This is a genomic window from Blastochloris viridis (genome assembly GCF_001402875.1).
Classification (GTDB): Bacteria; Pseudomonadota; Alphaproteobacteria; order Rhizobiales; family Xanthobacteraceae; genus Blastochloris; species Blastochloris viridis.
Map to the genome: position 1 here is coordinate 3,212,265 of NZ_CP012946.1, position 15,171 is coordinate 3,227,435.

The window sequence follows — 15,171 nt, forward strand, 5'->3', positions numbered from 1 at the left end:
TAACGGCGGTTTCGAGGTTGCGGAAGGTCTGATTCGATGAGGGGCCTCGATTCGGAGCCCCGCCATGAGCCTTGATGGCCTGAGCCTTGATGCCCTGCTTGTCCCTGAGAAGTCGCGCCTGAAGGTGCTGCTCGACCACCTGTCGGTGATCGAGGACCCACGCGAGGCGTGGCGGGTGGCTCACCCGCTGCCGGAGGTGCTGCTTTTGGTGGTGTGCGGCACCTTGGCGGACTGCGACGACTACGAGGGGATCGCCGAGTGGGGCGAGACGCATCTGTCGTTTCTGCGCCGCTTCCTGCCCTACCACCACGGGGTACCGGGGGCGCGCTGGCTGACCCTGCTGATGAACCGCATCGACCCGGACCTGTTCGCGGCGGCGTTCACGGCGTGGGTTCGGGAGAGCTGGCCGGATCGCCCGGACCTGGTCGCGATCGACGGCAAGACCTCGCGGCGCAGCCACGACCGCGGGGCCGGCAAGGCGCCGCTCCATCTCGTCTCGGCGTTCGCCACCACCCGCCGCCTGGTGCTCGGCCAGGAGGCGGTCGCCGACAAGAGCAGCGAGACCACGGCGATCCCCCTCCTGATCGAGCGGCTCGCCGCCGCCGGCGGCCTCGACGGCACCCTGATCTCGATCGACGCCATCGCCACCAATCCGACCATCGCCACCGCCATCCGAGGCGCCAAGGCCGACTATCTGCTCGCCGTGAAGGCCAACCAGCCGACCCTGCGGGCCGAGATCGAGAGCTTCTTCGCCGAGGCGCCCGCGGCCGAGACCGAGAGCGTCACCGACCTCGACAAGGGCCATGGCCGCATCGAGAGCCGCACCGTCACGGTTGCCCGCGAGGTCGATTGGCTGAAGGGGGACCGGCGTTTTCCCGGCGAATTGCGGCTGCCCGACGTCGCCACCATCGTGCGCGTCGCATCGCGCGCCGAGCTCGCCGACCGCTGCCGTTTCGAGACCCGATACTACGTCTCCTCGGCCGCGCTCTCGGCAACCGCTGCCGCCGAGGCCGTGCGAAGCCACTGGGCGATCGAGAACAGCCTGCACTGGGTCCTCGACGTCACCTTCGGCGACGACCAGTCCCGCCTGCGCAAGGGACACGGCGCCAGGAACATGGCTGTCGTCCGCCACTTCGCCTTCAATCTCCTGCGCGCCGTCACCGACAAGAAAAGTCTCAGGCTCAGGCGAAAGCGCGCTGGCTGGGACCCCCAATATTGCGCCCAAGTTCTCGGACACAGGGCGCGTTAACCCGGATTCGGTGCCCTGGTTCAAACTCGGCGATTGTCCCGTTCGCAGCGCGGTGGCGGACGCTTGTTCGTCGGCGGCGCGATGGTTTCTGCACCGATCGCGACCGCGTCAGCCGTCACGGGATACCGTTAATGCGTCTTGGCCCATTCACGGGCGGCGCGCAGGGCGGTCGCGATTTCGGCGTCGGTCATCTCGGCCGCCAGCTCCCGGCGCAGCCGCGCCGCTTCGCCATTTCCGCGCATCGCCGCCAGATTGAACCATTTGTGGGCCGTCACCCGGTCGGTCTTCACCGAGGCGCCCGTCGAGTACATCAGGCCCAGTCGGTAGAAAATGTCGCCCGACGCCTGCCCGGCGGCGATCGCGGCGGTCTCCAGTTCGGCGATCTCGTAACGCGCCATCGTGCTCTCCCGTCGAAGGCCGGCGGACTGGCCGGCATCGTTGCCCGTGCGCCTCCCAGCGCCGACAGGATTATAATGATGGCAACAATTGAATCGCTGTTTAAGCGTTTTGCCTAATAAAAACTTCTTTCGACAAAGCCGTGCCGACGTCTTTACCTGTCATTAAATGCGTGCGCCGCGTTTTGGCGGTCGGAATGCGCGTGATGGGACGCGAGATCCCGGCGCGCTTCCGGATTGAAAGCTTCGGTTAACGATACGTCGGCGCGCGTTATTGTCCGATTAACCGGATGCCGGGGAGGGAACCCGGCATCGGCCGGACGCTTGGTGCGGGCGCCACCATCTTGCGCCAACGCGGCCGCTGGCCTAGTGGTCGATGTCCGTCATCGGCCTACCTTCGCGGCGCGCTCGCATCAAGCCATTGATCGGACCGGGATTTTCGCTCCGCTGCTCCAGCCCGCGTCCGGCGGCGGGGACGGCGCGGGCCAGCCACTCGGGCGGGAGAGCCATGACCGCGACCACCACCGCACCGGCGCCGAACACCACGCTGATCGCCGACCTGGGCGGAACCAACGCGCGTTTCGCCCTGTTTGGCGCCGACAAGGTCGGCCCCATCGTGCGTTTGGCGGTGGCCGACCACGCCAGCCTGCCGGCGGCGATCGCGAGCTTCCTGGCCAAGGCGGCGCCGGCGCACCCGCCCACCCGCGCGGTGCTGGCGATCGCCGGCCCGGTCGACGACGGCCGCGCCGTTTTCACCAACGCCGACTGGATCGCCGATGCCCAGCAGCTCGGCCGCACCTTCGGCTTCAGCTCGGTGCGGCTGGTCAACGATTTCGCCGCCCAGGCCTGGGCGCTGCCCCACCTCGGCGGCGGCGACCTGTTTGCGCTCGGCGGCGAGGCTTCGGTGCCGGGCGCGCCGATGGTGGTGCTGGGGCCGGGCACCGGCCTCGGCGTTGCCGCGCTGGTGCCGACGCCGGCCGGCGGCATCGTGATCTCGACCGAGGGCGGCCACGTCACCTTGCCCGGCACCTCGCCGCGCGAGGACGCCATCATCGCGGTGCTGCGCGCCAAGCTCGGCCACGTCTCGGCCGAGAGCGTGCTGTCCGGGCCGGGCCTGGTGCATCTGCACGACGCCATCGCCACCCTGGACGGCGCCTGCCACACCGCGCGCACCGGGCCGGAGATCACCGCGGCCGGCCTGGCCGGCAGCTGTCCGGTGTGCCGCAGCACGCTCGACGCCTTCTGCGCCATGCTGGGCATGGTGGCGGGCAATCTCGCGCTGTCGTTCGGGGCGCGCGGCGGGGTGTTCGTCGCCGGCGGCATCGCCCCGCGTCTGGTCGATTATCTCAAGCAGTCGGCATTCCGCGCGCAGTTCGAGGCCAAGGGCCGCTTCCGCGCCTACCTCCAGCCGATTCCGGTTCACGTCGTTCTGCATGGCGATCCGGCGTTCGTCGGCCTGGCGGCGATCGCGCGGGCGGGCTGAGACGGCCCCGAACTCAGCCGCGTACATTACGAAACTGCAAAAAACGGGGGATCGGCATTCAAATCTGCCGGGAAGGCGTTATGGTGCGCCAATTCGGACGCGGGCTCGACGGTCGAGCGGTGCGCCGGAATACCCCCGGACCAGAGACTGGATGCGGTTTCAACCCAACCGACGACAGGCTCGGGATGCAAAAGGACCAATCGGAGGACACGATGGCGACCACCACCAAGACCGGAAAGCCCAACGCCCTGCAAAAGCCGATGCAGCCCTCGCCGGAACTGGCCGCGGTGGTCGGCGCCGGCCCCCTGGCCCGCTCAGAAGTCGTGAGCAAGATCTGGGACTACATCAAGTCCAACAACCTGCAGAACCCGGCCAACAAGCGTGAGATCCTGGCCGACGACAAGCTGCAGAAGGTGTTCGGCCGGGACAAGGTGTCGATGTTCGAGATGAACAAGTTCATCTCCGCGCACCTGAAGTGACGCAAAACCGGCAGGTCGCGGTCGCGCTTCCTCTCGATTTTTAGCACAGGCTCTCTCGCAATGGCCGGGCTGGTCCCGGCCATTGCGGCTTCTTGCGTATCGCACGGCGTTGATGCGGCTTGCGGACGGTGATCTGCGGCAAGCCCCAGGGTGCGCGCCCGGACCATCACGGCTGATCGCAAACAGCCTCGCCGAAATCCGTGGTCGGAACCGGCGTTTTCGGCGGCCGTCTTTTCGACCCGACGGCCGATGAAATCCCCTCCCCTCGCCAACCGAGGTCGGGCCGGCGCACAGCGCGATCTCTTGCGGATACGCGTGACCCTAAACCCGCGGCGTTTGCGCCTGACCTTCCACCACCGTCAGCTCGCCTCATCCTGAGGAGCGGTCGCAAGACCGCGTCTCGAAGGATGAGGCGACGCTGACGGCGGCCTTCGGCCCATGCTTCGAGACGGCTGCGGAGCCTGTCATCGGGCGCGCCTGCGGCGCGACCCGGTGGCAGCCTCCTCAGCATGAGGCCAAGACACCATGAGCCAAGATCACCATGACGCCACGAAAGGTCAGCCTTCAGGGCCTTTGGGATTCGCGGGCTCCGGCCGGACCCGCGGACGCTGCGTCAGAACGCGTCCTCCCAGCTTCGGCTGAGGCGAACGGCGCTGTTGATCAGCCCGACCATCGAATAGGTCTGCGGAAAGTTGCCCCACAATTCGCCGGTAAGGAGATCGGCGTCCTCGGACAACAGCCCGAACGAGTTGCGGTGGCGCAGCATCTCCTCGAACAGCTCGCGCGCCTCCTGCCGGCGCCCGATCGCCCACAACGCATCGACATACCAGAAGCCGCAGATCAGGAACCCGGTCTGCATGTGGCCGAAATCGTCGGCGGTGTCGTAGCGCAGGAACAGCTTGCCGCGGCGCAGCGCCGCGCCGACTGCTTCGACGGTGGACACGAACCGCGGGTCGTCCGGCGTGACGAAGCCGAGGTCGTTCAGCAGCAGCAGCGTGGCGTCGAGCTCGTTGCCGTCGAAGGTCGACACGAACGAGTTGCGCTCCGGGTTGAACGCGCGCGCGGTGATCACCGCGTGCATGCGGTCGGCCTCGGTGCGCCAGATCGCGGCGCGCTCCGGCCGGCCGATGCCGTTCGCGATCAACGCCATGCGGTCGGCGGCGGCCCAGCACATCACGCTGGAGAAGGTGTGGACCGAGGCCTTGGTGCGCAATTCCCACGGCCCGGCGTCGGGCACGTCGAACACCGCCACCGCGCGGGCGGCCAGCCGTTCGAGACCGGCGAACAGGTCGCTTTCGCCTCTGCCGCCTCGGCGGATCAGCCGCCGGTCGAAAAATGCGTGCACCGCGGCCAGCACGAGCGCGCCGTAGGCATCGTTCTGGATCTGGGTGTAGGCGGCGTTGCCGATGCGCACCGGCCCCATGCCGCGATAGCCGGTCAGCGCCGGGGCGAACCGCTCTTCGAGCTCGACCTCGCGGGTGATGCCGAACAACGGCGGCATGTCGAGCCGGCCCGGCAATTGGCCAAGATCGCCGGCGATGTTGGTCATGTAGGTGGCGAACGCCTCCATGGTGCTGGTCTGGCCGAGCCGGTTCAGCGCGTTGATGACGAAGTAGGCGTCGCGCAGCCAGCAATAGCGGTAGTCCCAGTTGCGTTCCGTGCCCGGCGCTTCCGGAATCGAGGTGGTGAGCGCGGCGACGATGGCGCCGGTCTCCTCGAAATTGCACAGCTTGAGGGTGATCGCGGCGCGGATCACCGCCTCCTGCCAATCGAACGGGATCGACAGCGCCCGCACCCAGTCGCGCCAGTGGTCGACGGTCGACCCCAGGAATTCGCGCGCGGTCGAATCGGCGTTCGAGCGCAGCGGCTCGTCGGCACCGAAGAAGAACGATATCGGCCGGTCGATCACGAACTGGCGCTGTTCGAGGATATAGGACACCGGCGCGTCGGTGGTCAGCCGCACGGTCTGGCTCGGCCCGACATAGCGGACGTGGTTGGCGCCGCGGGTGATCTCCGGCTTGCGGGCGCCGCATTCGAAGGTCGGCTGCACCCGCACCACCAGATGCGGGCGGCCGCGCAGCGGCTGCACCCGGCGGATCAGCAAAGGCGGCCGGTGGGTGCGGCCGAAATGGGAGAAGCGCGGCGCGAAATCGACGATTTCGAGCGCATTGCCGTCGCGGTCTTCGAGCACCGAGACCAGCACCGCGGTATTTTCGAGATAGTGCTGCTGGCAGGACACCTGCCCGACCAGCTCCATCGCGAAGCTGCCGCTGCCATCGTCGTCCTTGCGGCCACCGTCGAGCAGCTCGTTGAAGATTGGATCGCCGTCGAAACGCGGAAAGCAGCACCATACGATGCGGGCGCGGCGGTCGATCAGCGCCGCAACCATGCAGTTGCCGATCACTGCAAGATCTAGCGAACTCATAGAGACTCCGTCGGACTGTGGGACGTTTCGGTGCGGGTGTCGGCTGGCGCAAGGCCGATCGGCTCGCCCTGCGCCCAGCGCGCCAGCTGGGCGCGCACCTCGGCTGGCGAGGCCAGGCGAAATTGCGCCCGGCTCGGGCCGGCGCCGACATGGGCGGTGAGCCCGCCATTGGCGTTGACCACCTCGAAGCCGTGCTCGTCGGTCAGGTCATCGCCGATGAAGACCGGACGGCGGCCGCGATAGGGCGGCACCGCCAGGAACTGCGAGATGGCGACGCCCTTGGAGGCCCCGGCCGGCACGATCTCGGCCACCGCCTTGCCGCGCTGCAGCCGGTAGCCGCCGCCGAGGTCGGCGACGATGGCGGACATCGCCGCCACGGCGTCGTCGGCGCGCTCGGGCGCCTCGCGCCAATGCAGCGACACCGCCTTGCCCTTGTCCTCGACCAGCATGCCCGCCTCGGCCTCGAAGCGGCGACGCAGTTCGTCGACCGCGCGCCGGAGCGGCGATGCCACCGGGCTGCCGCACCACACGTCATCGCCGATGCGGCTCTCCGCGCCGTGCAGGCCGGCGGCATCGAACCGGTGCGGCGCCAGCAATTGGTCCAGCACCGCCAGGCTGCGGCCGGACACGATGGCGAGCGCGCCGTTCAGCCGCCGGCGCAGCCGGGCCAGCACGTCGAGCGTGGCCGGCTCGACGCGCACCCAATCCGGCCGCGCCACGATATCGACCAGCGTGCCGTCGAAATCGAGGAACACCGCAAAGCCGGTCGCAGGATCGACCGCCAAGTCGGGGTGGGCGAGCGCTGTCGTCAACTCGGTCATGGGTGGTCTCATCCGGCTGCGGCGTGGTGCGGTCGGGCCAAGGCCCCGGCGCCCGCATGTTGCCGTAATGTCCGATCGCGGTGGCCGCCGACGTCCGGTGACGCCGGGCCGCGGATTATGTGGATTATAGAGGCAGGATTTGAATAATCTCCGACCGCTGCTGCGCGGCTGAGGCCGCAAAGCCGAAGCACGGCCGCAGGCCGCGCTGCCGGACACCGCGCTGGCGGGTCATTTGCGGGCGAGGGCATCGATGAAGGTCCGGGTCCACCACGTGATATCCTGTCGGCGCAGGCCCTCGAACAGCGCCTGCCATCTCGAGATGCGCTCATCCTTTGGCATCAGCAAGGCGGCGCCGATCGCCATCGCAACTTCGAACTTGTCATAGGGATTGACGATCAGCGCCTCGGTCATCTGCTCGGCGGCGCCGGCGAACCGCGACAGCACCAGCACGCCGGGGTCCTCCGGCCGCTGCGCGGCGACGTATTCCTTGGCCACCAGGTTCATGCCATCGCGCATCGGCGTGACCAGCCCGACCGCGGCGTGGCGGTAGAGCCCGGCCAGCACCGGGCGGGTGTAGGCCTGCTTGATGAAGCGGATCGGCGTCCAGCTCGGGTCGCCCAGCGAGGAATTGATGCGGCCGAGCGCGGAATCGGTCTGGCGGTCGAGCTGTTCGTACTCGGGCACCTCGCTGCGCGAATGCGGCGAGATCTGCAGCAGCACGACGTTGCCGCGGCGGTCGGGGTTGGCGATCAGGAAGCGCTCGAACGACTCCAGCCGCTCGACGATGCCTTTCGAATAGTCGAGCCGGTCGACCCCGATCACCAGGTCGCGCGCGGCGAGCCCGTCCATGGTGCGCTGAACCACCGAGTTGTCCTCGGCGCGCAGGGCGGCGGCGTGGAACGCCATGGTGTCGATGCCGATCGGGAATGCCGCCACCTTGAGCGCGCCGCGATCGAGCCGCTGGCGCGCCTCCGGCCCGGCCTCCTCGATGGCGCGGACCAGATTGCCGGCGTCGCGCGCGGTCTGCACCCCGACCAGGTCGTAGGCCGTCAACGCGAGCAACAAATCCTGGCAACCCGGCAGCGCGCCGAACACGTCGATCGGCGGCCAGGGAATGTGGTGGAAATAGCCGATGCGGTTGGTGACGCCGAGCCGGCGCAGCTCGGCCGCGAACGGAATGAGGTGGTAGTCGTGAACCCAGACCAGGTCCGAAGGTTGCAGGATGGCGGCCAGCGCCTCCGCGAAGCGGCGGTTGACGCGCATGTAGCCGGAATATTCGGCGCGCGAAAACTGGGTCAGCCCGAGCCGATAATGCATGTTCGGCCACAGCGCGCGGTTGGCGAAGCCGAGATAGTATTCGTCGCGGTCGACCGCGGTGAGGTCGACCACGGCATAGCCGACCTTGCCGCGCCGAACGATGGTGGGCTGGGCCGCCGGCTCGTCGGTGACCTTGCCGCTCCAGCCGAACCAGATGCCGCCCTGCTGCTGAAGCGCGGCGCGCAGGGCGACGGCGAGGCCACCCGCGGCGGTCTTGCCCTCACCGTCGGGCGCGGCCACGCGATTGGACACCACAACGAGACGCATCACGGCTCCATTTCATTGCCGGAACAATCAACGCTTCAGCTTGGCCAAAGTTCATCGCGGTTTGCGCAGATTCCGGCAGACTCCTCGGGGAAACGGACCGATCTCGCCGGAAAATGCCTGATCGCGGCGTCCTGGCGACCGCACTGCTGTTTTCCGGACTGACCGGCAACCCGAAGCGTCGGCAGACCGGTTTCCCCTCGCGGCGAAACGCTTTATCCAGGACCTGAAACGTCCAGGGCCATCCCGCGTTCGCCCGCCCGGCGAACATCCGCTGCACCAAGGCACCAAAGCCATGTACCAGATGCTCGATCCCGCCCGCTTCACCGTCCTCGTCACCGGCGCCACCGCCGGATTCGGCGCCGCGATCTGCCGCCGCTTCGCCGGCGCCGGCGCGCGCGTCATCGCCACTGGCCGCCGAGCCGAGCGGCTGGATCAGCTCAAGGCCGAGCTCGGCGAGCGCTGCCACACCATCGTGCTCGACGTGCGCGACACCGCGGCGGTGCGCGGCGCCTTCACCACGCTGCCGGCGCCGTTCGACGAGGTCGACGTCTGCGTCGCCAATGCCGGCCTGGCGCTGGGTCTTGAGCCGGCGCACAAAGCCGATTTCGACGAGTGGCGGCAGATGATCGAGACCAACTGCCTGGGGCTTGCCGCCACCATCCACGCCGTGCTGCCCGGCATGGTGGCGCGCGGCCGCGGCCACGTCGTCACGCTGGGCTCGATCGCCGGCGACCACGCCTATCCCGGCGGCAACGTCTACGGTGCCACCAAGGCGTTCGTGAAGCTGCTGGCGCAGAATCTGCGCGCCGACCTCGCCGGCACCGGCGTGCGCGCCACCAACATCGAGCCGGGACTGGCCGAAACCGAGTTCTCGGTGGTGCGGTTCCACGGCGATGCCGAGCGCGCCGCCGGCCTTTATCGCAACGCCGACCCAATCACCGCGGACGACATCGCCGAGGCGGTGTTCTGGACCACCACGCTGCCGGCGCACCTCGACATCGTCCGCATGGAGATGATGCCGACCTCGCAAGGCTTCGGCCCGACGGTGGTGAAACGCGCGGAGTAGCCGCGCGCTCACTCCGCCGGCTTGGGCGGCGGCGCCAATGGCGGCGGCTCCTTGACGGCGTGCCTTTGCGCGTCGTCGTCGTCCATGATGGCGCGCCAGGCCGCGCCGTCGAGATCGTCGAACTGGCCGGTCTTCATCGACCACAGGAACGCCACCAGGCCGAGCAGCCCGAGCGTCAGCGCCATCGGTACAAGATAGATCAGAACGTCCATTATCCGCCTTCCTCGGCCGTCCGGCACGCCGGGGCAGTCGCAGGCGGCGACCCTTCGGTCGCCCCCCGCGCGCGCAGAGCATTGACGGTCACGAGCAGCGAAGAACCCGACATGGCGAGCGCCGCGATCAGCGGCGTCACCAGCCCGGCGATGGCGACCGGAACGGCGACGGCATTATAGACGATGGCGAGCGCCAGATTCTGCCGCATCAGCTGCCGCGCATTGCCGCAGATGGCCAGCGTCGCCGCGACCGGCGCAAGGCGCTCGCCGAGAAACACCGCGTCGGCCGCGGCCTGGGCGAGGTGGACCGCGGTGACCGGCGACAGCGACACGTCGGCCGCCGCCAGCGCCGGGGCGTCGTTGAGGCCGTCGCCGACCATCAGAACGTTGCGGCCGGCCGCCTTCAGCTCGGAAATCCGCGCGATTTTCGCCGCCGGCGTCAGGCCGGCGCGCCAATCCTTGACGCCGAGCTCGGCGGCGGCACGCGCCACCGCCGCCGCGCGGTCGCCCGACAGGATTTCCACCCGGTAGCCTCGCGCGGAAATCTCGCCGACCACCGCCGCGGCATCGCGCCGCAAGGTCTGGCGCAGCGCGAACACCCAGCGCTCGGTGCCGCGCGAGAACGCGATCAGCGAGGCGTCGGGGTCGCACGCCGCCACCACCGCGGCGTCCGCCTCCGCGCCGCAGAAGGCGGGGCGGCCGAGCCTGACCTCGACGCCATCAAGGGTTGCGCCCACGCCCTGGCCGGGCTCCTCGCGCGCGCCCTCGACCGGCTGCCGCGCCGCGGTGGCGCGCGCCAGCGCCGCCGCCATCGGGTGGCGGCTGCCGAGCGCGAGGCGGCCGGCGAGCTGCAGCACGTCGCCGGGAATGTCGGCGAGATTGGCCACCGCCGGCTCCGGCGTGGTCAGCGTGCCGGTCTTGTCGAACACCACGGTGTCGACCTCGGCGAAGCGTTCGATGGCGTCGCCGGCGTTGAGCAGCACCTGGTGGCGAAACAGCGCGCCCGCGGCGACGACCTGGACCGCGGGGATCGCCAGCGCCAGCGCGCACGGGCAGGTGATGATGAGCACGGTGATCGCCACGGTGAGCGACCACTGCCAGGGCGCGCCCAGCGCCAGCCAGCCAAGCAGGGTGGCCAGCGCGGTGAGATGCACCACCGGCGCGTAGAACCGCGCGGCGCGGTCGGCGAGGCGGACATACTGCGAGCGCGCCTGCACCGCGTGGTCGAGCAGCCGCATCACCTCGTCGAGCAAGGTGCCGGAGGCGGCCGCCGCCACCCGCACCCGCAGCGTGCCGGAGACGTTGACGGTGCCGGCATAGACGCGGGCGCCGGGGCCGACAGCAGCATGGCCGGTCTCGCCGGTCACCAATGCGGCGTCGACCTTTGATCGGCCGTCCTCGACCACGCCGTCGACGGCGATGCGGTCGCCCGGCCGCACCAGGACGAGGTCGCCCGGCTTGATCGCCGCCACCGGCACCTCGGCGATCTCGCTGGCGCTGACGAACTTAGCGGCGGTTTCCGCCTTGAGCGCGGCGAGGTTGCCGGCGACGGCGCGGGTGCGCCGGCGCATGTTGATGTCGAGGAAACGGCCGGTGAGCAGGAAGAACAGTAGCATCACCGCCGAATCGAAATAGGCGTGCTCGGCGTGGTGCAGCGTCTCCACCACGCTCATGCCGACCGCGAGCAGCACCCCGAGGGTGATCGGCACGTCCATGTTGAGCGAGCCGTGCAGCAGCGCCCGCATCGCCGAGCGGAAGAACGGCTGGCCGGCATAGGCGACGGCGGGAATGGCGATCAGCGCGGAGAGCCAGTGGAAGAAATCCCGCGTCTCCGGCGTGATGTCGGTGACATTGCCCGACCACACCGACACCGACAGCAGCATGATGTTCATCGCCGCAAAACCGGCGACGGCGGTGCATGTCAGCAGCCAGCGCGCCTCGCGCGCCTCCTCCGCCTCGGCCTGGGCGGGATCGAACGGATGGGCGCGGTAGCCGAGCTCGGACAGCCGGTCGATCAGCCGCGCCGGGTCGACCTCGCCGTCCTTCCATTCCACCGCGACGCGGCGGTTGGTGAGATTGACGCGGGCACGAGTGACCGAGGGGAGCGCGGAAAGACCGCCCTCGATCTCGATCATGCAGGCGGCGCAGGTGATGCCCTCGACCGCGAGATCCATGCGCGAGACGCCGCCGTCGAGTCGGGTCACGAACACCGAGAGGTCGCGCGCTTCGGCCATTCTGCCGCCCCCAGAGCCTCGTGTGCTGCGGCACCGTCGCCGGCACACCGTCGGTTCGCGTTCGAGCCGGCCGCTGCATTCGCAACGCCGGCTCCCACCTTGGCGCGCCCTGCCCTACGGCACCACGACGCGGTTGCGCGAGCGGAACACCGGGCCCGCCGCCCCCGCGATCGCGATCACCACGTCCCACTGGCCGGCCGCCAGCTCGGCGACGCGGCCGGCGAACTCGCCGCCGCCGCGCTCGCCAAGCTCGAGCGCGACGTCGCCGTGGCGGTCGGTCGGCCGCTGCAGCTCGACCTGGGCGTTGACGCCGGACACCGGCACGCCGGCGCCGTCGCGGGCGAGCAGGCGCACCTCGGCGGCGCCGTCGGCGCCACGCTGAACGTCGAGCGTCACCGCCCAGTGCCGTGCCGCCTGGGCGCGGGCGGCATCGAGCTCGCCGTTGAAACGCTGGCTGGCGCGATAGGCGCTGTCGACCACGGTGCCGGAGAAGCTCGACAGCGCCAGCCACGCCATCACGCCGTTGACGCCGAACACCAAGGCGAAGAAGCCCAGCAGCCAGACCAGCACGGCGCGGCCGGTGAGGGTGCGCGCGGCCGGCCGGCGCGGCAACTCGGGCCCAGGCTGGGCCTGCTTGGGTTTGGGCGTGGCCGAAACGGGCATGATCCGCGCTCCTGGTGTCGTGGAAGGAAGACAGGCACGCCGGCGTGGCGCTGCCCGTCTCACCGGGCGATGAAGTGATCGGCGACGCTGGCCTCGCCCCCGCCGTCGACGTCGGTGATACGGAAGGTGACGCCGCTCGAGCGCTCGATGGTGGCCACAGCCGCCGCCGGCACCGCCACCAGCACGCGCAGCTCGCGGGTGGTGTCCGCTCCGGTTGCGATCAGCGGCGGGCCGTCGGCCGCCTCGATGCCGATCACCTCCAGCCGCGGCGACGGCACGCCGTCCACCGTCAGCGCGAAGGTGCGCTCGGTGGCCTGCTTGTTCAGCACGCGCAGGGTGTAGCCGTTGCGCACCGCGCCGTCCGACAGCGCGACGAACAGCGGGTTGCGATCGTGCAGCACGCTGACGGAGGTGGTGATGCGGTTGACCAGCGACCACGTCATCACCGCGCCGACCAGCACGATGGCGCCGACATAGATCAGCGTGCGCGGCCGCAACGGCCGGAACACCGGCGCCTCGCCGCGCTCGCGGCGCTGGCAGTTGTCGTCGGTGTCGTAGCCGATCAGGCCGGTCGGGCGGCCGACCTTTTCCATCACCCGGTCGCAGGCGTCGATGCACAGCCCGCACTGGATGCAGTCGAGCTGGGCGCCGTTGCGGATGTCGACGCCGGTCGGGCACACCGCGACGCACTGGCCGCAATCGACGCAGTCGCCGGCCGGCTTGCCCTCGGCCTTGAGCTTCTTGGCTTCTTTGACGTGGGCGCGCGGCTCGCCACGATCATAGCGATAGGTGACGTTGAGCGCCCATTCGTCGGTGAGCGCGGCCTGGATGCGCGGCCACGGGCACATGTAGACGCAGACCTGCTCGCGCATGAAGCCGGCCAGCGAATAGGTGGTGAAGGTGAGGATGCCGATCCACAGATAGGCGACGAACGGGGCCTGGCCGGTGGCGATCGATTTGATCAGTGTCGGCGCGTCGGCGAAATAGAGCACCCACGCGCCGCCGGTCCACCACGCGATCATCAGCCACAGCCAATGCTTGAGCGCGAGTTCGCCGACCCGCCAGGCGGTGAGCTTGTCGTGGTCCTTCTTGATGCGTTCGCGGCGGTCGCCCTCGACCCAGCGCTCGACCGCATAGAACAGGTCGGTCCACACCGTCTGCGGACACAGATAGCCGCACCACAGCCGGCCGGCGACCGAGTTCATCAAAAACAGGATCAGCGCCGCCAGGATGAGGAGCCCGGTGAGGTAATAGACTTCCTGCGGCCAGATCTCGATGCCGAAGAAATAGAACCGCCGGCCGGGAAAATCGATCAGCACCGCCTGGCTCGGCGCGCCGGGGCCGCGATCCCACCGCACGAACGGCAGAAAATAATAGACCGACAGGCACAGGCCGAGCAGCGCCCACTTGATGTTGCGGAAGCGGCCTTTGACGCTCTGCGGATAGATTTTCTTGTGCGGCACATAGAGCGGAAGCTCTTCGACCGGGTCGGGAGCCGCGTGCATGTTCATGACAGTGTCCCTGGCAGCGTCCTGGCGAAGGAGGCGGGGCCGGTCGAGATCACGCCCGGCCGGCCGGAGCGCGGCGGCTGCCCCTCTGTCGATATTGCGCCGCTCACGGCGGTGCCAGCCGTGTAACGGCATCGTGATCTGATCGTAACGAACGCCGTACCTGGAACATGTCCGGACAAATCTGGTTGATGGGGCGGCTGCGGGGGTGTCGTCCTTTGATCGAGGAGACGCCGGTGAAAGCTCTTTCCGTCAATCCCTTTGCGGTAACGTCGCGCGGCGTTGCCATCGCTCTGGCGTGCGCGCTCGCCTTCGGCCCGACGCTGTCCTTGAGCGGGCCGGCGTTCGGCCAGACCTCCACCTCGGCGCCGGTCGCGCCGCCCACCCCCGACTTCAAACAGCATGCGGCGTTCTCCGGTGCGTTCGAGATCGCGACGAGCCGTCTCGCGCTCGAACGCTCGCAGAACCAGGGCATCAAGGACTTCGCCCAGCGCATGATCGCCGATCATACCGAAGCAGATGACGAACTGATCGTTCGCACCGGCATTCGGCCGGGCATCCTGCCGGGCGCGACGGCGATCCCCGGCGGGTATGTCACTGGCGAGCAGGCCGCCCACTTCCAGCAACTCAAGGACAGCCAGGGTGCCGATTTCGACGCCTTGTACATTGCGCTGCAGATCGCCGCGCACGACCAGGCGGTGACCTTGTTCGAGAACTACGCCAAATACGGCGACAACTGGTACATGGTGAAGTTCGCCGAGCAGAACGTGCCCAAGCTTCGCGCTCATTTCGAGCACGCCCAGCAGCTTCAGCATGACCTCGTCAAGCCGCAGCCCAGCCCGGCCGTCCAGCCGCAAACCCCGGCTGCCAAGCCCAATCAGCCGATCTGACCAGTGTTCCGGCTGGTCACGCCGGAATACCGTCGTCCCGTCGTCGGAAATCCTGTCGTTACAGCCGGATTTTCGACGTTGCTGTTTCCGGGAGCACGCCGTGCGCTCCCGGAAAACGCCTGGCAGCCTTTGCCTCCGGTGGCAGGTGGCGGGGACACCCCC

Annotated in this window: 13 protein-coding genes; 5 read left to right on the top strand and 8 right to left on the bottom strand. The window is 69.0% G+C overall.

Annotated features, from left to right (window positions below; translation table 11 throughout):
- Positions 1-64: 64 nt before the first annotated feature.
- Entirely contained in the window at positions 65-1,249 is a 1,185-nt protein-coding gene (locus BVIR_RS13940; protein ID WP_055038199.1) for an ISAs1 family transposase, read from the top strand.
- A 128-nt stretch (positions 1,250-1,377) separates the two neighbouring features.
- On the opposite strand, the gene BVIR_RS13945 is transcribed toward BVIR_RS13940, so the two are convergent.
- Positions 1,378-1,647 carry an SEL1-like repeat protein gene (locus BVIR_RS13945; protein WP_055038200.1) on the bottom strand — a complete coding sequence of 90 codons (270 nt, stop codon included), beginning with the start codon at positions 1,645-1,647 and terminating at the stop codon, positions 1,378-1,380.
- A 505-nt stretch (positions 1,648-2,152) separates the two neighbouring features.
- Between BVIR_RS13945 and glk the strand changes: the two genes are divergently transcribed.
- The gene (glk, locus tag BVIR_RS13950; RefSeq protein WP_055038201.1) at positions 2,153-3,127 is read left to right on the top strand and encodes a glucokinase; all 975 of its coding nucleotides are present in this window, start codon (positions 2,153-2,155) and stop codon (positions 3,125-3,127) included.
- 185 nt (positions 3,128-3,312) lie between these two features.
- The gene (locus BVIR_RS13955) at positions 3,313-3,606 is read left to right on the top strand and encodes an SWIB/MDM2 domain-containing protein (protein ID WP_210165873.1); all 294 of its coding nucleotides are present in this window, start codon (positions 3,313-3,315) and stop codon (positions 3,604-3,606) included.
- Between the two features lie 613 nt (positions 3,607-4,219).
- Here BVIR_RS13955 and BVIR_RS13960 read toward each other — a convergent pair.
- From BVIR_RS13960 to BVIR_RS13970, 3 genes are all read right to left on the bottom strand, one after another.
- Positions 4,220-6,031 carry a glycoside hydrolase family 15 protein gene (locus BVIR_RS13960; RefSeq protein ID WP_055038202.1) on the bottom strand — a complete coding sequence of 604 codons (1,812 nt, stop codon included), beginning with the start codon at positions 6,029-6,031 and terminating at the stop codon, positions 4,220-4,222.
- Entirely contained in the window at positions 6,028-6,852 is an 825-nt protein-coding gene (gene otsB, locus BVIR_RS13965; protein WP_082417164.1) for a trehalose-phosphatase, read from the bottom strand. The genes BVIR_RS13960 and otsB overlap by 4 nt, the downstream gene beginning before the upstream one ends.
- A 228-nt stretch (positions 6,853-7,080) precedes the next feature.
- A complete protein-coding gene (locus BVIR_RS13970; RefSeq protein WP_055038203.1) occupies positions 7,081-8,439 on the bottom strand; it encodes an alpha,alpha-trehalose-phosphate synthase (UDP-forming) in 1,359 nt (452 codons plus the stop codon).
- Positions 8,440-8,728: 289 nt separating this feature from the next.
- On the opposite strand from BVIR_RS13970, the gene BVIR_RS13975 reads away from it, so the two are divergent.
- A complete protein-coding gene (locus BVIR_RS13975; RefSeq protein ID WP_055038204.1) occupies positions 8,729-9,502 on the top strand; it encodes an SDR family NAD(P)-dependent oxidoreductase in 774 nt (257 codons plus the stop codon).
- A gap of 8 nt (positions 9,503-9,510) precedes the next feature.
- Here the strand turns inward: BVIR_RS13975 and ccoS are convergent, their stop codons facing one another.
- The 4 genes from ccoS to ccoG form a co-directional block, all read right to left on the bottom strand.
- Positions 9,511-9,714 (bottom strand): cbb3-type cytochrome oxidase assembly protein CcoS, encoded by a 204-nt coding sequence (gene ccoS / locus BVIR_RS13980; RefSeq protein WP_055038205.1) that lies wholly within the window; start codon positions 9,712-9,714, stop codon positions 9,511-9,513.
- A complete protein-coding gene (locus BVIR_RS13985) occupies positions 9,714-11,948 on the bottom strand; it encodes a heavy metal translocating P-type ATPase (protein ID WP_055038206.1) in 2,235 nt (744 codons plus the stop codon). The genes ccoS and BVIR_RS13985 overlap by 1 nt, the downstream gene beginning before the upstream one ends.
- Positions 11,949-12,062: 114 nt before the next feature.
- Positions 12,063-12,611 (bottom strand): FixH family protein, encoded by a 549-nt coding sequence (locus tag BVIR_RS13990; protein WP_055038207.1) that lies wholly within the window; start codon positions 12,609-12,611, stop codon positions 12,063-12,065.
- Positions 12,612-12,670: 59 nt separating this feature from the next.
- Positions 12,671-14,122 (bottom strand): cytochrome c oxidase accessory protein CcoG, encoded by a 1,452-nt coding sequence (ccoG, locus tag BVIR_RS13995; protein WP_055038208.1) that lies wholly within the window; start codon positions 14,120-14,122, stop codon positions 12,671-12,673.
- A 233-nt stretch (positions 14,123-14,355) separates the two neighbouring features.
- Here ccoG and BVIR_RS14000 point away from each other — a divergent pair, with 233 nt between their 5' ends.
- Positions 14,356-15,009, top strand: coding sequence for a DUF4142 domain-containing protein (locus BVIR_RS14000; RefSeq protein ID WP_169788615.1), 654 nt, complete (start codon positions 14,356-14,358; stop codon positions 15,007-15,009).
- Positions 15,010-15,171 lie beyond the last annotated feature (162 nt).